The organism is Chlorogloeopsis fritschii PCC 6912 (genome assembly GCF_000317285.1).
Classification (GTDB): Bacteria; Cyanobacteriota; Cyanobacteriia; order Cyanobacteriales; family Nostocaceae; genus Chlorogloeopsis; species Chlorogloeopsis fritschii.
In genome coordinates, this window is the sequence record NZ_AJLN01000049.1 from 14,134 (window position 1) to 40,270 (window position 26,137).

A 26,137-nucleotide genomic window follows, 5' to 3' on the forward strand; every position below is an offset into this window, starting at 1 on the left:
TTTAGAAGATAAATTATCGGTTTGAACGGCAAGATTATCAACAAAACCCGCCCCTAATAACCACTAACCACTGTACGGGCGGGTTTAGAAGACAAATTATCAGTTTGAACGGCAATATTATCAACAAAACCCGCCCCCACTAACTACTAACTACTAACCACTCACTAACAATGAAATTAACAATTCCTGAACTTTCCTTAGTTGTCTTGATTGGCGCTTCTGGTGCCGGAAAATCAACTTTTGCTCGCAAAAAATTTCAAAGCTTTGAGGTACTCTCTTCAGACTTTTGTCGGGGATTAGTATCTGATGATGAGAATAATCAGTCTGCTAGCAAAGATGCTTTTGAAGTGCTGCGTTACATTACTGCCAAACGTTTAGCAGTAGGGAAACTAACGGTAGTTGATGCGACAAATGTCCACCCAGAGGATCGCAAAGAATTTATTCAGCTAGCACGGCAGTACCATTTTTTCCCAGTAGCGATCGCTTTTGATTTACCAGAAGAACTTTGTCACCAACGCAATCAACAACGCCCCGATCGCCAGTTTGGTTCCCATGTTGTCCGCCGTCATACCCAATTTTTGCGCCGTTCTCTACGAGGCTTGGAAAGAGAAGGCTTTCGCTATGTCTACATCCTCAAGTCTCCAGAAGAAATTGACGCCGCAGAAATTGAGCGTCAACCTCTTTGGAATAACCGCAAGTACGAACACGGCCCCTTTGATATCATTGGTGATATTCACGGCTGTTGCAATGAGCTAGAAGAATTACTGGGAAAATTAGGATACGTCAAAGATAGGGGACAGGGGATAGGGGATAGGGGACAGGGAAAAGAAGACACGGGGAGGTGGGAACACGGGGACAAGGAGAAGAATTCTGCTCCTCTGCTCCTCTGCTCCCCTGCTCCCTTGCTTCCACTCCCCCCCTCTGCCGCCCCCACTCCCTCTCTCTGGAACGATGCCCCCACCTATTACCATCCCCAAGGGCGCAAAGCTATTTTCTTAGGTGATTTAGTAGACAGAGGGCCGCGCATCCTTGATACAGTCAAGCTAGTGCGAAATATGGTAGTAGCGGGAACGGCTTTTTGTGTTCCTGGGAACCACGAACACAAACTACTGCGAAAATTACGAGGTAAAAACGTTAAGGTAAATCATGGCTTAGAGCAAACCTTGGCAGAAATTGCAGCTTTGCCAGAAGAGGTGCGCGAACATTTTTCAAAGCAATTGAAAGAGTTTTTAGATTCTTTGGTGAGTCATTATGTCCTTGATGGCGGGCGTCTAGTAGTTGCCCATGCGGGAATGAAGCAGGAATATCAGGGACGGGGTTCGGCTCAGGTGCGAGAATTTGCGCTGTATGGTGAAAGTACTGGCGAAATTGACGAGTTTGGTTTACCCGTTCGTTACAACTGGGCAGCAGAGTACAGAGGCGAGGCGATGGTTGTCTACGGACACACTCCCGTGCCGGAAGCAGAGTGGCTAAATAACACAATTGATATTGATACAGGCTGTGTTTTTGGAGGCAAACTTACAGCCTTGCGTTATCCAGAAAAAGAATTGGTAAGCGTACCTGCTGCCCAAATTTATTGCCAACCTGTTAAGCCTATTACAGCAACTGGCAGTGGGGAGTCAGACATAGAAAAGACAGCCCAACAAGAACATGATGATTTGCTGAATATAGATGATGTGCTGGGTAGGCGTATTGTTAATACTCGCTTAGTGCATAGTATTACTATTCGAGAAGAAAATGCGATCGCTGCTCTAGAGGTAATGAGCCGTTTTGCCGCTAACCCCAAATGGCTGATTTACTTGCCGCCCACTATGTCTCCCGTAGAAACTTGCCAAGAAGCAGGATATTTGGAACATCCTCAACAAGCTTTTGCTTACTACCAAAACCAAGGAATTACGGAAGTCGTATGTGAGGAAAAGCATATGGGTTCGCGGGCAGTAGTCATAGTTTGCCGTGATGAGATAGCAGCCAAGAAACGCTTTGGTGTTGATGACGAGGGCATTGGTATCTGCTACACCCGCACAGGACGGCATTTTTTTGAAAACTCTACTCTAGAAACACAACTTTTAGCGCGTTTAAATACTGCCCTTTCTAGCAGTGGCTTTTGGGAAAAATTTGATACCGATTGGGTTTGTTTGGATTGCGAACTCATGCCTTGGTCAGCCAAAGCTCAAGGGTTATTGCGAGAACAATATGCTCCTGTGGGAGTTGCTTCACGCCTTGCCCTCAATAATGCTGTCACATTACTGGAAAAAGCCACTTACCTTGGTGTTGATGTCAGTACACAACTAAGCAGTTATCAACAAAAATCTGAAATGGCACAGCACTACGTCAATGCCTATCGCCAGTACTGCTGGTCAGTAAGTGATATTTCTCACTTAAAGCTTGCGCCTTTCCACATCTTAGCAACAGAAAACGCTGTTCATACCGATAAAGAGCATTGCTGGCACATTCAAGAAGTAGCAAAAATTGCTTTTCACGATCCAGAGTTAGTGTTAACAACGACACACAAGGTAATAGATTTGTCAGATCCCAGTAGTCTAGCAGAGGGTGTGCATTGGTGGAAAGAACTAACAGCAGTGGGAGGTGAAGGTATGGTAGTTAAACCGATGCAATTTATGATTAAGGGCAATCGAGGTATTATACAACCTGCAGTAAAATGTCGTGGAAAAGAATATCTGCGTATCATTTACGGGCCGGAATACGATCTGCCTGAAAATTTACAACGTCTGCGTCAACGGGGATTATCGCTGAAGCGTTCCTTAGCAATGCGAGAGTTTGCTTTGGGTGTTGAAGCATTGGAGCGTTTTGTTGCCCATGCACCACTACGCCACGTACATGAATGCGTTTTTGGTATTCTGGCGCTGGAGAGTGAACCTGTAGATCCAAGGTTGTAAACTAATCAAAATATGCCTTCGTTCGGCAACGCCGATAAAATAATCTAAAAATGAGTCTTGTGGTGGAAGGTAGTTAAATCAAAGGTGAAAGCAAAAGCAAGATAGTGACGCAGGTTCAGGTTTTGCTCGCTAGAAATTGCTCGATCGCAACAGTATCGGAGTAAAACATTTGGGATTCAACAATTTTGCCGCCGTGCATTTTATAAACGCTTGCAGCTGGCAAATCAAGTTTACTGCCGCTACTTGCTTCCAAGCCTTTCAGACGCCAGAGAACGACGACATACTCGCCTGCATCGAGAAAGACAGCATCCATCTTTCTTTCAACTTCAGGTTGGAGATGATTCCAGGTTTGAGCTGCACCTTCAATGTGTTGTTTTGCGCCTTTGAGACCGTAATGAACACCACCATAAGGTAGTGATGCAGCATCGCGGATGACAATCTCAGGATCATAAGCAGCAAGCACTCCAGCCACATCACGTTCTTCAACCGCTTTGAACAAACGACGAGTTGTCTCGATATTCTCGTGTGACATAGCAATTTCTTCCTTTCATGCAAAGTGTTTGTAGCAGGGTTTTACAATCGTCAGACTAGTCTTTAACGATTACATATTCAGTATGCAGAAATCTTTGACCGCTTTGCTTCAACGTTCTTGCGATCGTTTTCAACGTTCTTGCTGCGAATAAACTTTGGGTGTCACTCCCACAAGCCGTTTGAAATGGTAAGTGAAATGTCCTTGACTGGCAAAACCAACCATCTGAGCAATTGTCACGAGCGACAAATTTCCTATCACCATCAGTTGTTTAGCTCGTTCAATTCGGCAACGGATTACATATTGATGAGGTGATGTATTGGTTGATTTCTTGAACAAGTGAGCAAAATGATAGGGACTTAATTGCACAATCTTTGCCAATTCAGCCAAGTTAATGTTTTTATCCAAGTTTGCATTAATGAAATCAATAATTTGCTTCCATTGTGTTTGAGTAAAACCGCCTGGAATCGGTTTAATTTGACGTGAATGAGTTGAATATCGAGCTAAAAGATGGACAACCAGTGCATAAGCGATCGCATCAGCATATAAACTGCTGTTTTCCCCATCAATCTCTAGCGATGTTTTCAGCGCAAAGCCAATCTGTTCCACTAATGGATCAACAAGAGTCGCGAGATGGGGAATCAGTTCTAAGCGATCGCTCCCAAACACGTCATAACCCACCTGAGTCAAAAAAGACGGTTCTAAAAACAGATTGAAGAATTCAGCTTCTTTATCCCAACGGAACTGTTGACTCAGATAAGCAGGATAAATTGCCAAATCTCCTGGGATTGAATCAACCGCCTTTCGTTGTCCATCAACGGCTTGCTCCAGTCGCACAGGCTTGCCGACATTCATACAAAGGGTATGTCGAGGCGATATATGCTCCGGCACTTCACAGGGAGGTTGCTGAAAGTGGGCAAAGTGAATGTTTGTCCACCTCGATCCGTCACTCACCAATATTGGCGATCGGGGAAGGATTAAAGGTAACTTGTTTTGAGCAAGATCGGTCACAGTTATTTTGAGTTTTTTAAGAGGATTCTAGCAGCAAGCACTAGAGATGCCTTCCCCAAAAATGGTGATTGAGGTGTCTGTTTTGGAAAAATGAATTAGCTTATTGCACCCCAAAAGAGTGTTTTGATAAACAAATCACTCTCAAGTTGGAAACACATTATATGCTCTGACAGAGGTTTTTTTGTCTCCATTTAAGTATCCTAATCGGTTAATGAGCGAATTAGAAGAAGGAAGAACAGGCAAGAGCATGGATAATATAGACAATATTGATAGTACTGCAAGTAATTCGGATCAAAATACGACAGGTACTGAAGCTAATATTATTGATAAGCCATCATCTCAAGAACCAAAAAAATTTTCGAGCATGATTGATATCGATGGTCAGCGTCCGATAGACCCAAGTGATTTAGAGGTTAAAGAGACTCTCGATATAGATGGTCAACGTCCAATTGCTAAGAGCAATTTTCAATTAAATGAAACAATAGACGTAGACGGTCAGCGTCCGATAGCCAAAAGCGATTTTCAGGATCGTGAAAAGCTTGCTATAGACGGTCAGCGTCCGATAGACCCAAGTGATTTAGAGATTAGAGATACTCTCGACATCGACGGTCAACGTCCGATTGCTAAAAGTAGTTATCAGGTTGAGGATACCCTCGACATTGACGGTCAGCGTCCAATTACTTCAAGTAATACTGAAAAGCTTGACATTACAACGGACTATGTAGACTAAAATCATCTAGGATGTTCTGTTTGAGTCTGAGGCTTAAGTTCAGAGTAAATTTGAGCCAGCTTGAATAATGGTGCGATCGCGTACACCAATCAGAATTATCAATTAATCACTTGGTGAAGGTAAAGCACGGAAAACACCTGTGCTTTTGCTAAGAGCTTTTCACGAGACGCAAATTATCGATAACCGCAATCACACTGAAAAAATTAAGCCAGCGCCTCAGGTGGTGCGCGTACACGCAAAGCGGCTATTTGCAGAAGTCGCTATGCGCACCAGGTTCTCGTCAGACATCGCTCCCCTACTCTTTTCAGAAATGAGAGGGCAGTGCTATTTAATCGCGGTATTACCCTCTGTGACTAGGGTTGAAGTCAATTACTCATGTTCACCCACGTTTTGTGCATTCCAGAACTGTTCGGCAAATGCAACGGCTGGGTGAATTGGCGCTTTAGGCTTGGCTTTCAGTAACATACCCGCTTCATGCGGCAAGCGATCGCTCTTGGTTGAATTACACCTCTCACACGCCGTTACCACATTGTCCCAGGTATGCTGTCCACCCTTGGAGCGAGGAATTACATGGTCAAGTGTTAAATGCTTGGTGCTACCGCAGTATTGACAGGTGTAGCGATCGCGTTTGAGCACTTCACGTCGGTTTACAGGAGGTACTTTCCAATGCCGTTCGGGATTGCTAACCGTGAGACGAATATGTTCGGGAACTTGTAGTACAACACTAGGAGAACGGACTTCCCATTGCTTTGTACTACCAAAATTTAAGGATTCTGCCTGACCTGTAATTAACAAAACGATTGCTCGTTTGATATTGATCCGTGCCAATGGTAAGTAGTTTTTCGAGAACACTACCACTGAATTTTGTAGTATGTGCGAGCGTTGAAAAGGTGGTTGAGCTTCCATAAGTTAATTCACTCCTAAAAAATAACCCCTGCCTCTGGTGAAAAGAAGCGGGGGTTAGGTAGTTGATACTTTTTGCCCTATGTCGTTACTATGAGACATTTGCACCTCCCGCTGTGGATAAAATCCGGATTTAGCCATCTGGAAATCGCTCCAAAAATGCCAACACTTGTAGATTTATCGCCTAACAAGCAATATATTCCCTCCAACGCTTCGAGTGCTATCGCTCTGCTCGATCCCCTGCGGGATTGGCAATGCCGAAAAGCGCTAGTAACGGTTAAGGAAAATCTGCGTATCATTGAAGCTTTGTATTATTTGTAATCGAGGCTATTTTTAATATTACATATGTAGTATGTATTTGTCTAGCACACAGTTTCACAATAGTTGAGCGTCGATTGAGTATGACATAAATCCAAATTTTCAAGAGAGGAAACTCAAGCTCAGATGCCTTTTAGCTTAACAATAAATAAAGTTAACTCCCACAAAGCAACGAGATCGGGGTTAATAAAAGCTATACACTATAAAAAGGAAAATATTCAACCCTTGAACAATCGACTCTTCTTAAAGGAAAAATTACAAGCGAAGCTTGAGGAGATCCAAATTAACAGGGATGGCTCTCCTGTTACCAATTTGAAGCTAGATAAAACTACTGTCACAGAAATTGAGCAGTTGACAAGGGAACTCGAAAGCTTTAATCCTCATCCTAGTCCTCTTTTGTATGCTACTTCTTTGCTGGAGGGAGCGTGGCAATTGCAATATTCCACTGCAAGAGAAATCCGTTCTTTAGCCTCCCTCCCGTTGGGGTTAAAAGTGGGTAAAGTCTATCAAGTGATTGATACTGCAAATAAATTGTTTTTCAACTTAGCTAAAGTTAAACATTCTTTTGGGCTAGTGTCGGGATATGTCAAAGTGACAGCTAGCTTTGAGCCTGCCACAGAAGATTTATCGCCTCCACCAAACAAACGCATTAATGTCTATTTTGACAAACGTTATCTATCGATTGAGAAGATTATTGGCATTAATACTCCCCAATTCAACCCATTCAAGGTGTCGAGTGCTAATAATCCTACTGGTAGAGTTGCCACCCTTGACATTACTTACTTGGATGAAACCCTAAGAATTGGGCGTGGAGGGGATGGAAGTTTATTCATTCTTACTAAATCCAATGATTTCCCTGATAATGCAAACTCGATCTGAACTGCGATCGCACTTCAGCTGGCTTTGGCAAGCAAAGGAAAGTCGCTCGTGAAGATTCGGTTCTATTCTTGGTGCGATCGCTTTATATTAAAGATAAATAATTAAGAAAAATTAAGCTGTACTACCGTAACCAGCCATGAGTCAAACTGCCCTAAATTTAATTGCCATCTCTGTTTTTCTCATGACCCTTTCCAGCCTGCTGGGGCCATTATTTCACCTATCGCCCACAGTACCAGCACTCGCCACCTTTACTATTTTGGGAATAGCAACTGTTGATACATTAGGTTGGCAAGGTAAGGGTGGAACCATATTTTTAGATTGGATAGCAGGATTTTCTCCTGCACATCGAGAACGCATTATCCACCACGAAGCTGGGCACTTTCTGGTTGCATATCTTTTAGACATTCCCGTTATCGGTTACACTCTCAGTGCTTGGGAAGCTTGGAAACAAAAGCAACCAGGGCAAGGAGGCGTGAGTTTTGATGATCAAGAGCTAGCATCCCAGTTGGAACGAGGAACTATTAGCACCCAAATGCTCGATCGCTACTGCACTGTTTGGATGGCGGGTATTGCTGCTGAAACCTTGGTATACAAAAATGCTGAAGGTGGGGCTGATGATAAAAGCAAGCTGGCTGGAGTTTTAGGAAGTATGGGCTGTTCTGCCTCGGTTTGCGAGCAAAAGCAGCGCTTTTTTGCCCTGCAAGCCAAAACTCTCCTGCAAGAAAATTGGTTGGCATATCAAGCTTTAGTAAATGCCATGCGCCAACGTGCCTCTGTGGCAGAGTGTATTGCTGCCCTCAAACTTAAGAAGAAACTACCCGAAGATGCGAAATAGGTTGAGAAATAATATTTTCGCTTTCGCTTTCGCAACCCATGACACGATTACGCCCGGCTGCTTTCGCTTGCAACAAATAACGATCAGCACGTTCTAGCAGACTGATTCCGCTCGCATCATCTTCCGCTTGCAGACATGATATTCCCAAACTAACAGTGGTGTTGATTGACAGTTGATTGTCGATCGCAAAGGTATGCTCGCTAACTATACGATTAAGACGATGGGCTACGACTAGTGCTTCTTCGCAGCTTGTGTTACCAAGCAGGATCACAAATTCCTCCCCACCATAGCGGAAAGGAATATCACGCTCGCGCAGATTGTGGCGCAGTCGCTGGGATAACAACTGCAAAAGGCGATCGCCAACTAAATGCCCGTAGGTATCATTAACTTTTTTAAAATAATCGACATCTAAAATAATTAAACTTAGAGAAGTCCGATGATTGCGAGCTTTTTGAATTTGCCTGGGCAATTCCCAATCTAAAGCACGGCGATTGCTAAACTCTGTCAGCGCATCAGATAGGGCGATTGTGGATAAAAAGTCGTTTTTGCGGAGCAGATCCCGGTATTTCTGAGCTTTTCGCAAGCCTACTGTCAATTGCGCTGATAATAAACGCTGATTGACGGTTAAATCTACTAGATTTGGATCTGTATCGTCCTTTGGAACTAGCCAAATATATGCATCAGCTCCTTGCCTGAGTGCGATCGCATTGATCTCAAACTCCCACTCCAAGCCGTACTGACTTTTACTTGCAAGCAACTGGGGACGATCTTCTAAAAGAATACAGTAAATCCAAGATAGTTTTGTCTGTTCTTTCAGCCAACAGCAGAGTTCTAGACTGCCATTATTGCTCGCCTGCACAAGAATAATATCGGGCGGTGTGATTTGAATGTAAGACACAGCCTGATCGATATTATTGATAACTTCTATGCTACAGGCACTTGCATCACGGATCTGATCCGGAAGTGTAGTGATAAAATTATTGCTTCCAAAGACCAGAATAGAAATTTTCATGGCTTTGCTTTTTGCCCTATATCAACTTCAAGGATATAAGCCTGGTAAAACCTTATTAAGGCTTGCTGCTGTCAATATGTATACTTATATTTTTTAAATCGGAGCAGTATCCCATATTTTCTTGCCTTGCTATTGCATCTACAGTCATCTTCTCCTAACTTTACTATTACTACAGTGGTCAAAGTTGAAATTTAGGATACCTAATTCTGCTGTTACCCGCTGTATTTCAAACAGTAACAATACTGAATCATCTTCAAGAGAAGACTAAGTATACCTGAAATCTTATGTAATCTACAGGAATTTTTTATCTAGAATTGTTATCCAGTAACTTGTTTTAAGTAATCTGAGGTTTTTAAAGAAAAATTTTACAGGTTAAACAATTCTTCTGTTTTTATGGGCTTGGTCTTTGGATGATATATTATTGTATTATTTCATCCGTAAAAACCGTTACAAACTAATATTTTTCAAAGGCTACATAATTAATAGTTTGTGTTTTTTTGTGATTTATAACCTGCAATACTTAAGTTTATATTTTGTTGGGAAACTAATCATCACAGTCTCTATATTTCCACAATATCCTGAAATTCACTAGGAATTGATAAAATTTTAGTGAATTGTTGCCCTGCTTTTTAAACAAAAACAAGTGAATAATATTAGTCTAATCAAATACAGCTTTATAACAGCTAGCTATTAGCTGTCTTGTCCTCCGAATTACTAAGTAGATTTACATAATAGCAAAAATGTCAAAAAATGATCCCAAATAAAAAATTAAGAAACTATTTCAGGTTCATAAAAGAACACAGAACTCAAAATTAGTTAGGGATTAGAGACATTAATTAGGAAATAGGGTTGGGGGAAGGATAACTGACAACTGATAACTGATTACTGGTTTGTGAGTTCTTTGTTATAAACTTTCAGTGAATCAGTATCTATTGAATCTATTGATAGCCTTCTATCTCATAACCAGCTGCAACAATAGATTGTTTGATTGACTCTTCGGAAGCTGTAGATTCTACGGTGACAGTTTTAGCTTGGACGTCCACCTCAACCTTTGCATCAGGTTCCATAGTGTGGATAGATTCCGTAATCGTTTCAGCACAACCTTCACAAGCTATATTTGGAACTTTCAATTTTAATGCCATAAGTGACCTCGGTATGTAAATTTGCCATGATTCTCAAATATCTATCCTATTGAAGAAAGATTAATTCCTCATCTGACTACAGTTAGGAGATTTTTCTATCGTTGCCAGCTAGCTGCGAGCTTCGTTGGTTTCTCGAATCAGGTTTTTGGGTAGCAGCAAATTCAAACAAAATGTCAGAATTAGGATTATCCTCTTTTATGCAACTTCACTATCTCACGTAAATATCCCTCCCATGTCTTATCATCCCCAGTACCTCAGCGGTAACGAAATTCGCACCTTATTCCTCGACTTCTATGCCCAACGGGGACACCAAATTCTGCCAAGTGCCTCCCTCGTGCCAGAAGATCCCACCGTGCTGCTGACGATCGCGGGGATGCTACCGTTTAAACCGATATTTTTGGGACAGCGCACACCAGAATTCAAACGCGCTACTACTTCCCAAAAATGCATCCGCACCAATGATATTGAAAATGTCGGACGCACCCAACGGCATCATACCTTTTTTGAAATGTTGGGTAACTTTAGTTTTGGCGACTATTTTAAAGAACAAGCGATCGCTTGGGGTTGGGAAATCTCTACAACTGTCTTTAAGTTACCTCCAGAGCACCTCGTTGTCAGTGTCTACGAAGAAGACGACGAAGCCTATGCGATCTGGCGAGATCAAATCGGCGTGCCAGAAAAGAGAATTAAGCGCATGGGTGCAGATGATAACTTCTGGAACTCCGGCCCGACTGGCCCTTGCGGCCCCTGTTCGGAGATATACTATGATTTTCACCCAGAACGGGGTGACGACAATATAGATTTAGAAGACGATACTCGATTTATTGAGTTTTACAATCTTGTCTTCATGCAATACAACCAGGATGCAGAAGGCAACTTAACACCCCTTGCGAATAAGAACATCGACACCGGCATGGGTTTGGAGAGGATGGCGCAAATTCTCCAACAAGTTCCCAATAACTACGAAACTGATTTAATTTTCCCGATTATTAAAAAAGCAGCAGAAATTGCTGGTGTTGACTACTATAAAGCTGGCGAAAAAAACCAAGTTTCTCTAAAAATCATCGGCGATCACGCTCGCGCTGTTGTTCATATGATTGCCGATGAAATCCGCGCCTCCAACGTGGGAAGAGGTTATGTGCTGCGACGCTTAATTCGGCGTCTGGTACGTCACGGGCGCTTAATTGGCATTCGTGGTGAATTTACCACCCAAGTTGCTGAAGTTGCTATTTCCCTGGCTGAAGATGCTTACCCCAATCTCCGTCAACGAGAAAATGCCATCAAAGCAGAATTGCAACGGGAAGAATCTCGCTTTCTCCAGACGTTGGAAAGAGGCGAAAAACTGCTGGAGGAAATTATTGCTCAGGTGAAGCAGCAAGGCAAAACCCAAATTAGCGGAGAAGATGCCTTTACCCTATTTGATACCTATGGTTTCCCCTTAGAACTTACCCAAGAAATAGCAGGAGAAAACAACCTGACAGTCGATGTTGACGGCTTCAATGTCGAAATGGAAAAACAGAGACAACGCGCAAGAGTTGCTCATGAAAGTATCGACTTAACAGTGCAAGGTTCTCTCGACAAGCTCGCTGAACATATTCATGCGACAGAGTTTTTGGGCTACGTTCAACCGACAGTGACTGCGAAAGTCGAAGCCATATTGGTAGGTGGCGTTTCCCAAGAAGAAGCAGAAGCGGGAACTGACGTGCAAATTGTTCTCGACAAAACTCCGTTTTATGCTGAGTCGGGAGGACAAATCGGCGATAAAGGTTACATTTCTGGTGAAGGTGTCGTCGCTACAATTTATGATGTCAAAAAAGAATCTGATTTCTTTGTTCATTTTGGACGGATTGAACGCGGCACTCTGAGAGTAGGCGATACTATCACCGCTCAAATCGATCGCGCTTGTCGGCGTCGGCTACAAGCTAACCATACTGCAACTCATCTACTGCAAGCGGCGTTAAAGAAAATTGTCGATGACTCGATTTCGCAGGCGGGTTCTTTGGTGGCGTTTGATAGACTGCGCTTTGACTTCAACTGTTCGCGCCCCCTGACACCAGAAGAGATCCAGCAAGTAGAGGAACAAGTAAACACCTGGATTGCAGAAGCACACTCAGCTCATGTGGCTATTCTGCCCCTTGCCGAAGCAAAAGCTAAAGGTGCGATCGCTATGTTTGGAGAAAAATACGGCGAAGAAGTACGCGTGATTGATTTCCCTGGCGTGTCGATGGAATTGTGCGGTGGAACCCACGTTAGCAACACTGCCGAAATAGGGGTATTCAAAATTATCTCTGAAAGTGGTGTGGCTTCGGGAGTGCGACGGATTGAAGCTGTTTCTGGCCCGGCGATGCTAGACTACTTGAACGTGCGCGATAAAGTAGTTAAGGATTTGGGTGACAGATTCAAAGTCAAACCTGAAGAACTACCAGACAGAATTACAACTCTGCAAAACGAACTGAGAACCACTCAAAAAGAACTAGAAACACTCAAGTCACAGTTAGCGATCGCTAAATCTGACAGTTTACTGCAAACAGTCGAAACTGTCGGCGATTACAAAATTCTGATTGCCCAAATGGAAGACGTTGACGCACAATCCTTGCAAACCGCAGCAGAACGTTTGCTGCAAAAACTTGGCTCTGGAGCAGCAGTAGTACTTGGTTCTGTTCCCGAAGCCGGAAAAGTCAGCTTCGTTGCAGCATTTTCGCCAGAAGTGAACAAGAAAGGCTTGCAGGCTGGAAAATTTATTGGTGCGATCGCTAAAATTTGCGGTGGTGGCGGTGGCGGGCGTCCAAATTTAGCGCAAGCAGGCGGGCGTGATGCGAGTAAATTGCCAGAGGCGTTGGAGAAAGCCCAAAGCGAGTTGAAGTCCGCGTTGGGTTAATTATTTCATGGCTTAAGTGAGGGAGAAATAAGAGGCTAGTTTTTCTCCCTTTTCTATCAAACAGCAGATTAGTTTATATAAATTTACTTTAAATAACCAACCATAATATATATATTCTTAATTATTATCGTTCTCAAAGCTACAAGTAATTTACCCAATTCAGAAATATGCACACTAATCTTGGCTACACCATATCCTTCAAGAATTACTTCCGTTGAAGATGTTTCTGCAAGCCCAGAACGAATTAAATTATTAATATAATTACTATTTTTACTACCTTCTATAAGTTGTTTCAAATCTTCCATAAATGCAATATCTATTTCATTATTAAAAATAATAAATTTAAAAAGAAAAGCAGTCTGTGTATATTTAGATTTAGAGCAGAAAATTAAAAGTGTAAATTTTATGTCTAGCTATCAAGAAGTATTACAACAAGCTCAAAGTTTAACTCCTGAAGAACAAATACGCTTAATTGAAGATTTATCCAGTTTAATTCGTCAACGGGTGACGATGACATCTAAGCCAAAGCACAGCATTTTAGAATTGCGTGGGTTGGGTAAAGAAATCTGGAATAGTATTGATGCTCAAGAATATGTGAATCAGGAACGTGATTCATGGAATGGCTAGTCCTGTTACATGGTCAAATTGTGGGATTGGATACTGCACCACTAATTTATTTTATTGAAGAAAATCCTAATTATTTGGATATTACAGATGTTTTCTTTGAAGCAATATTTCGTGGTGAAATTAGTGTTGTCACGTCAGTTTTGACTATCACAGAAGTGTTAGTCTATCCCTTACGACAAGGAAACACAACATTAGCTCAACAATATCGTGAGATTTTGTTTAACTCCCAAGGGTTGACGACTATCGAAGTTTTTCCAGATATAGCTGAAACTGCTGCACAACTAAGAGCAAATTACAACTTAAGAACCCCAGATGCTATTCAGATTGCTACTGCTATTCGTGGAGGTGCATCATTTTTCTTGACGAATGATGCGCGTTTACCATCGTTACCGGAATTATCAGTGCTAGTGTTGGAGCAGTTGATAGTGTAGTGATCGCACTCTGCACATACTCAAAGCGATCATCTGTATAAAAAGATGAGCGATCGCTAATCATTATGATGGCACTATGGGCGATCGCATTTTGGGAAGATGAGAGCGATCATACTTGGTGCATTCATCAATAGCATTCGGGCCAAATGGTAAACCTTTTGGGAGTTCTAATACGGGTAAAGTAAGATTCCAAATTTCTGCCTCACCATCAACGAAAGCACGACAGGCAGACTTAGTAATAACTGAATATTCGATGATTTGCATTTTACTTTTTTCATTTTGTTCGACAGAACACAGGTTCAACAGAACCATCAGTAAAATATATCACAAATCAATTAATCATGTACGATAATTTATTGCATTAAATAATACCTTTGAACTTTTTGTAATCTATACTTTCATTCCATACTACTTATCACCTTTATCCTTAGTAAATAAGCAAAATAGATGTGCAAATTACAAAGCGGAACATACTATATTTAGGTAGTATGGTTGAGGTTAGGGTTTCAGATGTTTAGTACCTGCCCGATGTCTTCAAAATTCATTCACATCCATAAATTTTCTGGATTATCTTTGTCATCTTCCCATTTGAAAGGGTTGTTGGCAATGTATTCTCGAATTCGGTCTATAGAATCATCAGCAGGAATGATATGCTCGTAAAATCTTGGTTGCCAACTAAAATGTTCTTGACTATTTTTTCTACACCAACGGGTAACGGATGCTTTGTAGGCATGAATAACAGCTTGCAGAGAACCAGGTTTTAAAGGCCCAAATTTATTCGTTTCTTCTGATTGTAGAGACGCGAAATTTCGCGTCTCTACATTAGGTGGACGGTCTATAACGACAATTCCATGCACATGATTGGGCATGATTATATATGTATCAATATCTGTATGTTCAAAATGACTAGGAATTTCTGCCCAGTATTGTTGTGCTATTTGCCCAATGTCTGATAATTGTATTTTCTCGGCTACTACATCACCAAAAAAACAGGTGCGATCGCGCGTGCATATCGTCACGAAATACCAACCATTTGCTGCATAATCACGATTTGGCAACCTAAGAGATTCAACTCGATATTTGTCTTGAAATTTGGGCTTCATAGATTTGTCTGCATAAATAATTTGTAGAGACGCGAAATTTCGCGTCTCTACATTGGATTTATTTACACAGTTATAACCTACTCAATTCCCTCAATCCGATCCTCAACCTCCTGGTACAACTCGCGCAAGCGTTCCAAATTACTCTCACTCGTCTCCCAATAACCACGCCCATTTACTTCCAACAAAGTCGATACAATCTTGCGGAAAGAATGGGGGTTCATATTCATCAACCGCTTCTGCATCTCTTCATCCTGGATAAACGTGGTGTTCACATCCTCATAAACCCAGTTATCAACTGCACCCGCAGTCGCACTCCAACCCATTGTGTTTACCAATCGCTTGGAGAGTTCACGCACACCTTCGTAACCGTGAGACAGCATTCCTTCGTACCACTTGGGATTTAACAATTTGGTACGGGCATCCAAACGCACGGTTTCTGACAATGTCCGCACTTGAGCATTGGCAGTAGTGGTATCTGCAATGTAGGATGCTGGTGTTTTACCATCACCACGCAGACTTGACACAACTTTTGTGGGATCGGAGTCGAAGTAGTGGGAAACGTCGGTTAAGCTAATTTCGGAAGAGTCGAGGTTTTGGAAAGTTGCCTCAGCTGTTTTCAAGGAACTTTCAAAAATCTTCCGAGATTCTTCCATCGTGCCGGGGCTATCAGCACTGAAGGCAAAAGATTTCCGATTCAAATACATTTCCTGCAATTCGGCTTCGCTTTCCCAAGTGCTGTTTTCCACTGCCAAGTTGATGTTTGACGAGTAAGAACCAGATGCGTTGGAGAAGACACGAGTCGCTGCTTGTCGCAGGTTAATTCCCATTTCCTCTGCTTGTTGCAAAGCGTGTTTGCGGACATAGTTCATTTCCACAGGTTCATCCGCTTCTGCTGCCATTTTTACCGCTTGATCCAGCAGGTTCATCTGGTTGATAAACAAGTCGCGGAATACGCCAGAACAGTTGATCACAACGTCAATTCTGGGACGTCCCAACTCTTCTAGAGGTATTAATTCTAACTTGTTCACTCTTCCCAAGGCATCAGGAACCGGACGTGCACCAACCATCCACATGATTTGTGCCAGTGATTCCCCGTAGGTCTTGATGTTATCTGTTCCCCAAAGTACTGAGGCGATGGTTTCGGGATACTTACCACCGTTTTCGGCCATGTGCCGCGCTAACAAGCGGTCTACAACAATTTTGGCTGATTGTACCGCCGCCGTTGTCGGGATGGCTTGAGGATCGAGGGCGTGGATATTTTTACCTGTGGGTAATACATCCGGGTTGCGAATGGGATCACCACCAGGCCCAGGTAGTATATACTCGCCTTCTAAGCCTTGGAGTAACGCACCGAGTTCGTTATCAGCGCACACTTGCTGCAAGCAAAATTCCAGATACTCAAATAGCGGTTTTAAGGCTGTGGTATCAACCTTGGTATAACCAGCTTGATGCAAGGCTTCTACCCAAGGCTCTTTTTTGCCCATGTTAAAGAAGTTGAGCTTGGAAACAAAGGAAACTCTGCCTTCCGCGTCGGTTTGCTCTTTGACAAGAGCAGAAACTGCGGCACGGGTTGCCATCGTGATGTCTTGCAGCAGTTGGACATCTTCTAAAATGCCTAAGTCGCTGTTTTTGTAAATTTCGTCAATATCCCGTCCAACGCTATTGGCAATAATGCGGGGCAAGCTTTGAATTTCTTCTTCTGTACGATCTAAGCCAGCAATATTAACGAGTGTAGCAACTGCTTCTTCTGCACTCGGCGGTTTGCCAATTACGTGTAAACCGCAAGGCAACAGTCGCGATTCAATTTCCATCAACTTGCGGTACACCATGCCAACGATATTATCTCGCTCATCAGCGCTCATATCTTTGGCATCGATTTCTGGCAAATTAATGTCTTTGTCTAAGTTCACCATCCGGCACTTATCCATGATGGTGTTAACAATGGGAATACCGCGTCCAGTATCTTTCAAGGTTTGGTAAGAACCAATTAAATCGCTGAGTTCTTTTAAACCCTTGTATAAACCAGCGTTTTCTGCTGGCGGAGTTAGGTAAGAAATTGTCTCAGCGTAGCCGCGACGCTTGGCAATTGTTGCCTCGCTGGGGTTATTGGCTGCGTAGTAATACAGATTGGGAATTGTACCAATTAGATTATCTGGATAACATTCGCCAGACATACCCATTTGTTTCCCTGGCATGAATTCCAAGGAACCGTGAGTACCGAAGTGCAGTACGGCGTCGGCTTTCCAAATTTGTTCTAGGTAAGTGTAGTATGCAGCAAAACCGTGATGGGGGCTGGCAGAACGAGAGAACAACAACCGCATCGGATCGCCTTCGTAACCGAAGGTAGGCTGAACGCCGATAAAGACGTTGCCAAAGTGCTTGCCGTATACTAGTAGATTTTGCCCATCGCTGTTGAGGTGTCCGGGAGGTGGCCCCCAGTTTTCTTCTAAGCGTTGGGAGTAGGGAGTAAATTCTTCGTACTCAGGCACCGACATCCGATAGGCAATGTTCAGTTCCGGGCTGCTGTACTGTGCCTGGGCGTCGTGGATTACTTCTTGCATGAGCGCCTGAGCATTTTCCGGTAAGTCTGGCACGTCATAGCCATTGTTTTTGAGTGCTTTCATTACCTCGTAGATGGAACCGAATACATCTAAGTAAGCGGCGGTTCCCACATTACCCTTATCTGGCGGGAAGCTGAAAACGGTGATGGCAACTTTCTTTTCCAGCTTGGGTTTGCGACGCAGGTTTGCCCATTTCAGCGCTCGTTGCGCTACTGCTTCGATCCGATCTTGGAGAGCGATCGCTTTTCCTGTCGCACCATCCCGTCCTGATAAAATTATCGGCTCAATTGCCCCATCCAACTCAGGAATAGCTATTTGCAAAGCTACTTGAATTGGGTGTAAGCCCAAATCGCTATCTAGCCACTCTTCGGTAGTTTGGAATACCAAGGGCAGGGCTACCATATAAGGACGATTCAGACGCTTCAGCGCTTCTATTGCCTTAGGATGATCTTGCCGTGCCGGGCCACCTACTAATGCAAAACCTGTTAAAGATATTACTCCATCTACTAAGGGTGCTTTGCTCGTCGGCTCGTAGAAGTAGGCATCTACAGGCTTAGAAAAGTCCAAACCACCAGCAAATACAGGAATTACCCTTGCGCCCATTGCTTCTAGTTCCTGCACCATCGCCACGTAGTGAGCATCATCACCTGTCACTAAGTGTGTACGCTGCAACACTAAACCGATACAAGGGGCTAAAGGATCTTTCAAATCTTGGGAAATATCTGGGCGGCTATTGTACCAATTGAGGTATTCTCTGACATCCTCGAACATTGTTGTGGCTAAAGGATGCCAAATTCCCATATCAGGATAAACAACCGGCTCTTGATATTGGAAAAGTGCAAAATTTTGTTTATCTAGATCTTTTAATACGTACTTATCAGTTAGCATCAGCAAGAAGTTTGCCAAATTCTCTGGAGAACCTCCTAGCCAATACTGAAAACTGAGCATGAAGTTTCTGGCGTCTTGTGCTTTGTCCATGGGCAGGAACTTAAGCACTTGTGGCAGAGTCCTTAGTAACTTCAGCATTGCATCTTCAAAACCAGCGCCGGATTTTTCCTTGCGCTTGCGCATAAATTGCGCAATTGCACTTTTAGACTGCCCTAATTGTGCCATTGAGAAGGTGCCCATCTTATTTAGGCGCATCACTTCCGGCATAGACGGGAAGACTACGGCAACGTCAAGGCGATCGCGGTGTGGTTTTACGGCTTCTACTACCTTTTGGGCTAAGTCTTCAATAAAAATCAGTGAAGCGATGAAGATATTGGCAGTCTCGACATCTTTTTTGAACTCCTCATAGTTCTCACCAGAGCGGAGTTCTTCAATCAAGTATCCACTAATTTCAATCGCCACCTTGGGATTGTTTTCGTTAATCGCCCTCACCGCTTGTGACAATGCACTCTGGTACTGGGACTCTAACACGACATAGACCACCTTAATTAAATGACGCCCCCGTAGGTTATCGGGCGCAATATGTCTAATGGTGGACTTGACGTGGGTGAACATGCTTCCTCGGCTCCTTTGATGCGTGTTCTCTACTCCAGAAGTTCTGAAGGGCAATTGCCGCCTTTCAGACTTCCTCTCTATAGGCAATCTGAGTTTTGTTTTATCAGAAAAAGCTTGCTCACAGGCGATTTTGTCGCTTATCTGACACAAAACGATATAAATAATTAAATACTTTGTTACAAATATTGACAAGCAGAAAAGTGAATACTTGCTTAATTGTAAATTTTTGTTAAATAAATCTAAAAATATATTTTATTCTTTTTACCTTCTGCCTTTGTTCTTACCTTCTGCCCTCTGCCTTCAATAAACAAATCACCACCAGCCAATCAGAAAATGACTATGCCAGCAGTTGATATTTTGATTCTCTCAAACGGCCCCGGAGAAGTAACGACTTGGGTACGCCCAGTAGTGCGAGCATTACGTCAAAAGCTGGGAAATAACCGTTCAAAAGTAAGGATTTCGGTAATTTTATCGCCTTGCCCTAACGCCACTGGTAAAGAAACCGATATAGCCCGTTCTTACCCAGAAGTAGATAGAGTGCAATCTGCAGAGCATTTTTGGCGTTTTTTGCTTTCGGGAAAAACCCAGGAAAATTGGGATTGGAGAAGTCGAGGTGTAGTTGTTTTTCTTGGTGGAGATCAATTTTTTCCTGTAGTTATTGGCAAAAGGCTTGGTTATAGTACGGTTGTTTACGCGGAATGGGAGGCACGCTGGCACAGTTTAATCGATCGCTTTGGCGTGATGAAACCAGAAGTTGCTGCTAGAGCATCGCAAAAGTATGCCCATAAATTTGCCGTTGTGGGAGATTTGATGGCAGAAGCAGCTAGTGATTCGTCATTAGTCAGTAGTCATTTGTCCATAGCAGAAAACCAGGGACAAATGACTGAATTGATTGGTTTACTCCCTGGCTCCAAGGCGGCAAAATTATCTCAGGGAGTACCTTTAACTTTAGCGGCAGCAGAATACATTCACGCCAAAAGGCCGCAAACTAGATTTGTCATTCCCGTAGCGCCGACTTTAGATTTACAAACTTTAGCTAGTTTTGCCAATCCCCAGAAAAACCCTTTTGTGGAAACTTTCGGTTTTTCGTCAGCAGAATTATTTCATGATCCGGCTCCTGTACTCAAAACCGCAACTGGTTTAACTATCGAATTGTTAACTCAAAATCCTGCCTACGAAATTCTTTCCAAGTGCTGTATATGCTTAACAACCGTAGGAGCAAACACAGCCGAACTTGGCTCTTTAGCAGTGCCGATGATTGTTTTGCTTCCCACTCAACAATTAGATGCGATGAGAGCTTGGGATGGTTTGCCAGGATTGCTAGCAAATTTACCTGGCGTAGGTTCTGCCTTTGCTAAAGCTATCAACTGGTTTTTTTTGAGACGTAAAGGTTTATTAGCATGGCCTAATATCTGGGCGCAAGAAATGGTTGTACCAGAGCTGGTAGGCAAACTTCAGCCGCAAGATGTAGGGGAGATGGTATTGAATTATTTGACTCATCCAGAAAAACTAGAAGAAATACGAGCAAAACTGCGCAGTATCAGAGGAGAATCTGGTGCTGCGCAAAAACTTGCACAATTGGTGTGCGAGGAGATCGGGGATCGGGGCTAGGAAAAGGAGTGGGAGAGTGTGTAAGTGGGAAAACTCTTCTCCTTGTCAGAGTGTCCCTGTGTCCTCTTCCCAATTTTGAATTTTGAATTTTGAATTGATATGTCTCCCTATTCCCTGTCACCTGTCCCCTTCCTAATCTCCAGAAGACTTTCCATCCTGTCGCCCCAATTCGTACACGCCGCAACCGACACAGGCGAGTATGCCCATGCTAATTGCCCAGCTGCGTCCTAAACTGAGTTCTACTAGCCAATTACATAAAGTACCGATGCCGAGAAAAGGCAAAATGCTAAACAATGAGGCGTAGAAAGCGTTTTGCGATTCTCTTGCTTGACGAGTCTTTTCAAATTCTGACTTGCTCGTATAAAGCGATCGCTCGGCAAAGTTAAACCAGCGGTTGAGCATTTCGATTACCCATTCACTGACTGGCGAAAAACCTAAGTATAGCGCTAAAGACCATAAACTAGTTCCGGCTATCGCTACTGCATCCAAGTCAAAACTAAAAGGCAATATCTCAGTCAGCATTTTGTGTGGGAGTCCTGCGAAAATTTAATTAAATTTTTCTTTAAATACTAACTCCTGTCCTGCCCCCTGTAACCTATACCTTGTTACATACTCAACTCTCTAATTTGAGCATCCAAAAATTTCAACTGATGGTACAAACAGCTAATTTGTAACAAATTCACGCCAGCTACAAGCGCTTTCCTTAATGGATTGCCAAAAATCGCTTCTACTTCCAAAGGGCGGCGCTCATCGTAGTCTATTTTCATGCTGGTGCGGTAAGGCTTCATTTTATCGGTATAGTCCAGCATTTTGGCAATGAAGCGATCGCTAATTGTTCTACCAGAAGTTTTGGCTCCGGCAACAACTTCATACATCAACTGTTCTACTAATTTACGAGTGTAAGCATCAGCCATTAATTCACGTGTTGTGGCATTGAGAATCACAGATAGCCCATTGTAAGGGATATTCCACACCAGTTTTTGCCAACGTGCCAACAGTAAATCTTCAGCTAAATCAATCGGAATCCGAGCACGCTCAAAGTCATTGCCTATTTGCTGAATTCTGTCTGTATTGCCAACTGCTTGATAGTCAGGAGCGTACTCTCCCAAAGTAACTTTTCCATAATCGAGGTGATGAATATGCCCTGGCCCCAATTTATTAGAACACAAAAAGCATAACCCACCGATTACCCTATCATTACCGACAATATCAGCTACTTCCTCTTCAATTCCCAGTCCATTCTGCAATACCAAAACTACGCCATTATCCTTGAGCACATGAGGTAACATCTGTGAAAGTAAATGATTTTGTGTTGTTTTTAATGCAACTACTACCACATCGCAACGCGGCATCTTTTCAACGTCATGGTAGGCATTGACTTGGGAAAGTGTAAAATCTCCATCCTTTGACTCGACGACTAAACCGTGTTGAGTTACGTGTTCATAGTCACTCTTAAGTAAAAAATGGACATCTAATCCAGCTTTTTGCAGTCTGGCACCGTAGAATCCACCTAAAGCACCCGTTCCGAGAATGGCGTATCTGCGCTCCAACATTTTCTTTCTATGTCTAAAGAAGAGATAATTTAGAATTCATTATGGCTTCCCTCTTTTTCGTGGTAAACAACGACGATTGTCATAAATCTCCTTAACTGAGATCTTGCGCCTTTCTCACTAACCGTAGGGGAGCCAGTCGCTTGCGGAGAGAAGTCTGTAGACGCGGAGCGGCTTCCCGCAAGGGTGCGGCGGCTTCCGCCGATCAGAACTTCGGAGGGTTTCCCCGTTGTGCGAACTGGCGTTGGGCATTGCTTAGATTTGACTCAAACTGCCTTTTGCCTTTCAAGACAGATATGAATTAAGAGTATTAATTTCTGCTAATGATTACCATTACTTAATCAAAAGTAATATTAATTTACTTTTATTTAATATTTTATTTAAAATCTTCCTAATATTAATGGTGAAATAAATGGCTGATATAGTTGATATTGCTGTTAATGCCGACTCTTTTAAAACTCTGGTAACTGCCGTACAAGCAGCAGGATTAGTAGATACACTAAAAAGTCCTGGGCCATTTACAGTCTTTGCACCCACTGATGATGCTTTTGCAAAATTACCACCTGGAACTATTCAAACTTTAGTACAAAATATTCCTCAGTTAACGCGAATTTTAAAGTATCATGTTGTGCCTGGAAAACTTAAAAAGAATGATTTAGCAAAACTTGGTACTGTGACTTCTGTGGAAGGTTCAACAATTAAGATTGATTGTTCTGATGGATTTGAAGTTAAAAATGCCACTGTTTTAGCAGCAGATATAGAAGCCGACAATGGTGTAATTCACGTTATCGACACAGTCATTCTCATGGGTTAATTGAAAAATTTTCTATAAGGGTGGGTGTTTCCCACCTACAAAAACTAAAATTTTAAATATAAAAATTATTATTTGAATCCAAAGGTAGTAAGAATTGAGTTAGAAAAAGAATCTTAAATTTTTAGGGTGCGTTAATATAGAGTAACGCACTATTTTATCTTAGTGGATTAAGGTGCACAAATATTTAATTTAAAAATCAAACATTACAAGTTCGCCTAACCCACCCTACATAATTTTGACCTCTAGGCTGATTTTTTTACTATTAATTTTGATTTTCGAGTAGGTAAATTTTAATAGTTATTAATTTATTTTAATAATTTAAGAAGTATTGCTCATGCTTTATATTTTGTTATTTAATGTAGTTATTAAGTAACCTATACTAAATTGACAACTACCTCCAAAAATTGATGCTCGATTTTCACACCTTAGCAGAATTTTCTCGTGCGAACTGCGTTGGTATTTGTGCATTTCTGGTGCCTGCAAACTTGCTTGCCACCATTTTGACGATGATTTTTGCCGCACTCCGTCGCCCATCACATCAAGTCTGGCAAACCGCAGGGGTAGCTTGCCTTTTTGCTTTAGTTATGGTGCTGCACGTTTATAGTTGGTTCGCGATTGGTGTGGTAATGGCTCCTACCTATATTTTGCTGTGGTTGGCGATAACTTGTTTGTGTTGTAATTTGGGAGCAATTTTGTTTCGCAGGCGTCACTTCAACATCACAAGCTTTGGAAGTTAAGTAGAAGGCAGAAGGGAAATTAGGTAATAGGGGATAGGGGACAGGAGACAGATGAGTTTAATAGTTCTGTTCCCCATAATCTTTTCCCTGACTTGGTGTAAATAGATGATGACAGCTGTTTATCCTATTTCTTGAAAAACTTTTGCCGCATCCGAGTTACAAAAACATTCACTTCTGGTAATTTCATCCAAGCAGCGATCGCCCCAAAAATAACCAAGCCTACTAAGCCAGATATACTCAACAGCAATAGTTGACTTAGTAACCCATCTGTAGTCAAAAACCTTTGTACAACCCCTAAAGTAAAGAAACTGGCAAAACCTGCGACAACGCTGGCAACAGTCAAACCAAAAATAGGTATGCTCCATTCTCGCCAAGGAATTCCATTCAGCTTGCGATCGAGCAACCATAAAAGCATCAATGTTGAACTCAAATTTACTCCTACTGTTGCTAAAACCAATCCAGGAGCGCCAAAAGATTTAATTAAAATCCAGTCTAAGAAGACATTGAGAAAGATATTAAACAGACTAATCCGAAAAGGCGTTTCACCGTCACCCAAGGCATAAAATACCCGCACTAAAACATCACGCCCCAAGTAGACAAACATTCCTGCACCATAGGCAACCAATAGCGAAGACACCATATCTGAGGCAGCTTGATCGAAAGCTCCCCGCTTATAAACTACACGCACAATCGGATTTGAAAGAGCAATCATCAAAGCGCCCAAGGGTAGCATTGTGAAGGCGGAAAGAACTAATCCTTGGCGAATGCGTTGTTTTAGCTCATGCCAATCATTTGGATCGGTTAGTCGAGAAAAGATTGGTAAAAGAGGAACCAAAACGACGTTAGAAATTACTCCTAATGGTGTTTGTACTAGGAGATTGGCGTAATTCAAGCCAGAGGCAGCAGCAGGAATGAAGGAAGCAAAAATAGAATTTATCTGCCAGTTGATATAGAGCATCCCAGAAGAAAAGGTAGCTGGCAACATAATTTTCATCACTTCCCTGACTCCTGGCTGATTAAAATCAAACCGCAGGCGGAATGAACCCATACCAATACGTGACTGTGCTACTAATTGCACAAGCCATTGCAGCAAAGCTCCCGCTAAAGTTCCGATCGCTAATACTGCGCCGCCATACATCAGATACTCAGCAGTGTAAATTTTAGTACCTAATTGCAGCCATAAAAAAGCTACGGCAATTACAACTGTAATGCTTGATAATAAAGGGCTAATCGATGGTAACCAAAATTGATTAGCGACGTTTAATGTGCCAAATCCAATACCAATAAGTCCCGCAAGAATAGCCATTGGTGACATGATCTGGAGTTGTTTTGTGGCGATCGCTTTCACCAATTCTCCATCTGGGCGTTGATCTAACCCTGGTGTAGTTACCTCAATCAAATTCCCGGCAAAGATTGCCAAAATAATCGTGACAACCAACAGCACACCACCAACAAGGGTTGTCATAGTCTCCACCAAAGGAGCAGCTTCTTCTTTTTTGCGCTTGGCTAAAACACTAACAATCGCACTGTAGAAAGGCCCGTTAATGCCGCCAAGTAAAATCAGTAAAAAACCTGGGATAATATAGGCAAAACTATAAGCATCAGCAACAGGGCCAGTACCAAAAGCTGCACCTATAGCTACTTGCCGTGCCAAACCTACAACTTTGCTAATGATGGTGGCAACAGCAACAATGCCAGCAATTCCGGCAAGAGAACGAGAAACTTTTTGTTCTTGTGTCACAAATGGTACCCGACAAATATTCAGACGGCGCTTATCTGAAAACATTTAACCGGAAATCTAGAACTTTGTCAGGGTATTCTCCGATAAAACTCATTTAATCAAGCGATCGCTGGTTTGGAACTAAGTAATACCCATAAACAAGCCAGAATCAAAATTCCTATCAAACCAAACAAGCGCAGTAAAATTTTTTTCATAAAGTATAGTTGCTTGTTAGTAGGTAGTAGTTAGTAGGGGAGGCAGTGCGCCCTTGCCTTTTTTAAGTCAGGTAGTAGTTAGTAGTTGGTTTTTAACCACTAACCACTGTACGGGCGGGTTTTGCCTATGA

At 42.5% G+C, this 26,137-nt stretch carries 23 protein-coding genes; 11 read left to right on the forward strand and 12 right to left on the reverse strand.

The annotated features are described in order from the left end of the window. Positions 1–170 precede the first annotated feature (170 nt). Entirely contained in the window at positions 171–2,897 is a 2,727-nt protein-coding gene (locus UYC_RS0106270; RefSeq protein ID WP_016874013.1) for a polynucleotide kinase-phosphatase, read from the forward strand. Between the two features lie 115 nt (positions 2,898–3,012). Here UYC_RS0106270 and UYC_RS0106275 read toward each other — a convergent pair whose 3' ends face one another. Both UYC_RS0106275 and UYC_RS0106280 read right to left on the reverse strand, forming a co-directional pair. Then, on the reverse strand, positions 3,013–3,429 hold the full coding sequence (locus UYC_RS0106275; protein ID WP_016874012.1) for a nuclear transport factor 2 family protein: 417 nt from the start codon (positions 3,427–3,429) through the stop codon (positions 3,013–3,015). Positions 3,430–3,558: 129 nt separating this feature from the next. Beyond that, entirely contained in the window at positions 3,559–4,437 is an 879-nt protein-coding gene (locus tag UYC_RS0106280) for a helix-turn-helix transcriptional regulator (protein ID WP_235082917.1), read from the reverse strand. A 211-nt stretch (positions 4,438–4,648) separates the two neighbouring features. On the opposite strand from UYC_RS0106280, the gene UYC_RS0106285 reads away from it, so the two are divergent. Further along, a complete protein-coding gene (locus tag UYC_RS0106285) occupies positions 4,649–5,167 on the forward strand; it encodes a hypothetical protein (RefSeq protein ID WP_016874010.1) in 519 nt (172 codons plus the stop codon). A 369-nt stretch (positions 5,168–5,536) separates the two neighbouring features. Here the strand turns inward: UYC_RS0106285 and UYC_RS0106290 are convergent, their stop codons facing one another. Then, positions 5,537–6,073 (reverse strand): HNH endonuclease, encoded by a 537-nt coding sequence (locus tag UYC_RS0106290; protein WP_016874009.1) that lies wholly within the window; start codon positions 6,071–6,073, stop codon positions 5,537–5,539. Positions 6,074–6,229: 156 nt separating this feature from the next. Here UYC_RS0106290 and UYC_RS38805 point away from each other — a divergent pair, with 156 nt between their 5' ends. The 3 genes from UYC_RS38805 to UYC_RS0106305 all read left to right on the forward strand — a co-directional run bounded on the left by UYC_RS38805 (position 6,230) and on the right by UYC_RS0106305 (position 8,102). Next, positions 6,230–6,391: a hypothetical protein gene (locus UYC_RS38805; protein ID WP_016874008.1), complete on the forward strand. Its 162-nt coding sequence runs from the start codon at positions 6,230–6,232 to the stop codon at positions 6,389–6,391. 222 nt (positions 6,392–6,613) lie between these two features. Next, positions 6,614–7,267: a PAP/fibrillin family protein gene (locus UYC_RS0106300; protein ID WP_026087409.1), complete on the forward strand. Its 654-nt coding sequence runs from the start codon at positions 6,614–6,616 to the stop codon at positions 7,265–7,267. Between the two features lie 136 nt (positions 7,268–7,403). Continuing rightward, a complete protein-coding gene (locus UYC_RS0106305; protein ID WP_016874006.1) occupies positions 7,404–8,102 on the forward strand; it encodes a hypothetical protein in 699 nt (232 codons plus the stop codon). Here UYC_RS0106305 and UYC_RS0106310 read toward each other — a convergent pair. Together UYC_RS0106310 and UYC_RS0106315 are read right to left on the reverse strand one after the other, a co-directional pair. Further along, positions 8,071–9,114: a diguanylate cyclase gene (locus tag UYC_RS0106310; RefSeq protein ID WP_016874005.1), complete on the reverse strand. Its 1,044-nt coding sequence runs from the start codon at positions 9,112–9,114 to the stop codon at positions 8,071–8,073. The genes UYC_RS0106305 and UYC_RS0106310 overlap by 32 nt on opposite strands. A gap of 938 nt (positions 9,115–10,052) precedes the next feature. Continuing rightward, the gene (locus UYC_RS0106315) at positions 10,053–10,256 is read right to left on the reverse strand and encodes a heavy-metal-associated domain-containing protein (RefSeq protein ID WP_016874004.1); all 204 of its coding nucleotides are present in this window, start codon (positions 10,254–10,256) and stop codon (positions 10,053–10,055) included. A 232-nt stretch (positions 10,257–10,488) separates the two neighbouring features. Here UYC_RS0106315 and alaS point away from each other — a divergent pair, with 232 nt between their 5' ends. Then, positions 10,489–13,134 carry an alanine--tRNA ligase gene (alaS, locus tag UYC_RS0106320; RefSeq protein ID WP_016874003.1) on the forward strand — a complete coding sequence of 882 codons (2,646 nt, stop codon included), beginning with the start codon at positions 10,489–10,491 and terminating at the stop codon, positions 13,132–13,134. Positions 13,135–13,217: 83 nt separating this feature from the next. Here alaS and UYC_RS0106325 read toward each other — a convergent pair whose 3' ends face one another. Continuing rightward, positions 13,218–13,439: a hypothetical protein gene (locus tag UYC_RS0106325; protein WP_016874002.1), complete on the reverse strand. Its 222-nt coding sequence runs from the start codon at positions 13,437–13,439 to the stop codon at positions 13,218–13,220. Between the two features lie 100 nt (positions 13,440–13,539). Between UYC_RS0106325 and UYC_RS0106330 the strand changes: the two genes are divergently transcribed. Together UYC_RS0106330 and UYC_RS0106335 are read left to right on the forward strand one after the other, a co-directional pair. Next, entirely contained in the window at positions 13,540–13,761 is a 222-nt protein-coding gene (locus UYC_RS0106330; RefSeq protein ID WP_016861423.1) for a hypothetical protein, read from the forward strand. Then, positions 13,749–14,192 (forward strand): type II toxin-antitoxin system VapC family toxin, encoded by a 444-nt coding sequence (locus UYC_RS0106335; RefSeq protein ID WP_016874001.1) that lies wholly within the window; start codon positions 13,749–13,751, stop codon positions 14,190–14,192. The genes UYC_RS0106330 and UYC_RS0106335 overlap by 13 nt, the downstream gene beginning before the upstream one ends. Before the next feature lie 63 nt (positions 14,193–14,255). Here the strand turns inward: UYC_RS0106335 and UYC_RS0106340 are convergent, their stop codons facing one another. The 3 genes from UYC_RS0106340 to UYC_RS0106350 all read right to left on the reverse strand — a co-directional run bounded on the left by UYC_RS0106340 (position 14,256) and on the right by UYC_RS0106350 (position 19,359). Next, complete coding sequence (locus UYC_RS0106340; RefSeq protein ID WP_235082916.1) at positions 14,256–14,456, reverse strand: hypothetical protein; 201 nt, start codon at positions 14,454–14,456, stop codon at positions 14,256–14,258. Between the two features lie 281 nt (positions 14,457–14,737). Further along, positions 14,738–15,295: a transposase gene (locus UYC_RS0106345; RefSeq protein WP_016873999.1), complete on the reverse strand. Its 558-nt coding sequence runs from the start codon at positions 15,293–15,295 to the stop codon at positions 14,738–14,740. Positions 15,296–15,372: 77 nt separating this feature from the next. Further along, a complete protein-coding gene (locus UYC_RS0106350; protein WP_026087408.1) occupies positions 15,373–19,359 on the reverse strand; it encodes a magnesium chelatase subunit H in 3,987 nt (1,328 codons plus the stop codon). A 339-nt stretch (positions 19,360–19,698) separates the two neighbouring features. Here UYC_RS0106350 and UYC_RS0106355 point away from each other — a divergent pair, with 339 nt between their 5' ends. Further along, the gene (locus UYC_RS0106355; RefSeq protein WP_016873997.1) at positions 19,699–20,970 is read left to right on the forward strand and encodes a glycosyltransferase family protein; all 1,272 of its coding nucleotides are present in this window, start codon (positions 19,699–19,701) and stop codon (positions 20,968–20,970) included. Between the two features lie 132 nt (positions 20,971–21,102). Here UYC_RS0106355 and UYC_RS0106360 read toward each other — a convergent pair whose 3' ends face one another. Continuing rightward, positions 21,103–21,492, reverse strand: coding sequence for a hypothetical protein (locus UYC_RS0106360; protein ID WP_016873996.1), 390 nt, complete (start codon positions 21,490–21,492; stop codon positions 21,103–21,105). An 83-nt stretch (positions 21,493–21,575) separates the two neighbouring features. Further along, a complete protein-coding gene (locus UYC_RS0106365; RefSeq protein WP_016873995.1) occupies positions 21,576–22,523 on the reverse strand; it encodes a putative 2-dehydropantoate 2-reductase in 948 nt (315 codons plus the stop codon). A gap of 409 nt (positions 22,524–22,932) precedes the next feature. Between UYC_RS0106365 and UYC_RS0106370 the strand changes: the two genes are divergently transcribed. Together UYC_RS0106370 and UYC_RS0106375 are read left to right on the forward strand one after the other, a co-directional pair. After that, positions 22,933–23,334, forward strand: a complete 402-nt coding sequence (locus tag UYC_RS0106370) for a fasciclin domain-containing protein (RefSeq protein ID WP_016873994.1) — start codon at positions 22,933–22,935, stop codon at positions 23,332–23,334. Between the two features lie 407 nt (positions 23,335–23,741). Then, positions 23,742–24,071 (forward strand): hypothetical protein, encoded by a 330-nt coding sequence (locus UYC_RS0106375; protein ID WP_016873993.1) that lies wholly within the window; start codon positions 23,742–23,744, stop codon positions 24,069–24,071. 124 nt (positions 24,072–24,195) lie between these two features. On the opposite strand, the gene murJ is transcribed toward UYC_RS0106375, so the two are convergent. After that, complete coding sequence (gene murJ / locus UYC_RS0106380; protein ID WP_016873992.1) at positions 24,196–25,857, reverse strand: murein biosynthesis integral membrane protein MurJ; 1,662 nt, start codon at positions 25,855–25,857, stop codon at positions 24,196–24,198. Between the last annotated feature and the right edge of the window lie 280 nt (positions 25,858–26,137).

Bases quoted from the DNA above. Each gene is read 5' to 3' on its own strand.
- UYC_RS0106270 (WP_016874013.1), top strand. From the start codon at position 171: ATGAAATTAACAATTCCTGAACTTTCCTTAGTTGTCTTGATTGGCGCT.
- UYC_RS0106275 (WP_016874012.1), bottom strand. From the start codon at position 3,429: ATGTCACACGAGAATATCGAGACAACTCGTCGTTTGTTCAAAGCGGTT.
- UYC_RS0106285 (WP_016874010.1), top strand. From the start codon at position 4,649: ATGAGCGAATTAGAAGAAGGAAGAACAGGCAAGAGCATGGATAATATA.
- UYC_RS0106290 (WP_016874009.1), bottom strand. From the start codon at position 6,073: ATGGAAGCTCAACCACCTTTTCAACGCTCGCACATACTACAAAATTCA.
- UYC_RS38805 (WP_016874008.1), top strand. From the start codon at position 6,230: ATGCCAACACTTGTAGATTTATCGCCTAACAAGCAATATATTCCCTCC.
- UYC_RS0106305 (WP_016874006.1), top strand. From the start codon at position 7,404: ATGAGTCAAACTGCCCTAAATTTAATTGCCATCTCTGTTTTTCTCATG.
- UYC_RS0106310 (WP_016874005.1), bottom strand. From the start codon at position 9,114: ATGAAAATTTCTATTCTGGTCTTTGGAAGCAATAATTTTATCACTACA.
- UYC_RS0106315 (WP_016874004.1), bottom strand. From the start codon at position 10,256: ATGGCATTAAAATTGAAAGTTCCAAATATAGCTTGTGAAGGTTGTGCT.
- alaS (WP_016874003.1), top strand. From the start codon at position 10,489: ATGTCTTATCATCCCCAGTACCTCAGCGGTAACGAAATTCGCACCTTA.
- UYC_RS0106325 (WP_016874002.1), bottom strand. From the start codon at position 13,439: ATGGAAGATTTGAAACAACTTATAGAAGGTAGTAAAAATAGTAATTAT.
- UYC_RS0106330 (WP_016861423.1), top strand. From the start codon at position 13,540: ATGTCTAGCTATCAAGAAGTATTACAACAAGCTCAAAGTTTAACTCCT.
- UYC_RS0106335 (WP_016874001.1), top strand. From the start codon at position 13,749: ATGGAATGGCTAGTCCTGTTACATGGTCAAATTGTGGGATTGGATACT.
- UYC_RS0106340 (WP_235082916.1), bottom strand. From the start codon at position 14,456: ATGCAAATCATCGAATATTCAGTTATTACTAAGTCTGCCTGTCGTGCT.
- UYC_RS0106345 (WP_016873999.1), bottom strand. From the start codon at position 15,295: ATGAAGCCCAAATTTCAAGACAAATATCGAGTTGAATCTCTTAGGTTG.
- UYC_RS0106350 (WP_026087408.1), bottom strand. From the start codon at position 19,359: ATGTTCACCCACGTCAAGTCCACCATTAGACATATTGCGCCCGATAAC.
- UYC_RS0106355 (WP_016873997.1), top strand. From the start codon at position 19,699: ATGCCAGCAGTTGATATTTTGATTCTCTCAAACGGCCCCGGAGAAGTA.
- UYC_RS0106360 (WP_016873996.1), bottom strand. From the start codon at position 21,492: ATGCTGACTGAGATATTGCCTTTTAGTTTTGACTTGGATGCAGTAGCG.
- UYC_RS0106365 (WP_016873995.1), bottom strand. From the start codon at position 22,523: ATGTTGGAGCGCAGATACGCCATTCTCGGAACGGGTGCTTTAGGTGGA.
- UYC_RS0106370 (WP_016873994.1), top strand. From the start codon at position 22,933: ATGGCTGATATAGTTGATATTGCTGTTAATGCCGACTCTTTTAAAACT.
- UYC_RS0106375 (WP_016873993.1), top strand. From the start codon at position 23,742: ATGCTCGATTTTCACACCTTAGCAGAATTTTCTCGTGCGAACTGCGTT.
- murJ (WP_016873992.1), bottom strand. From the start codon at position 25,857: ATGTTTTCAGATAAGCGCCGTCTGAATATTTGTCGGGTACCATTTGTG.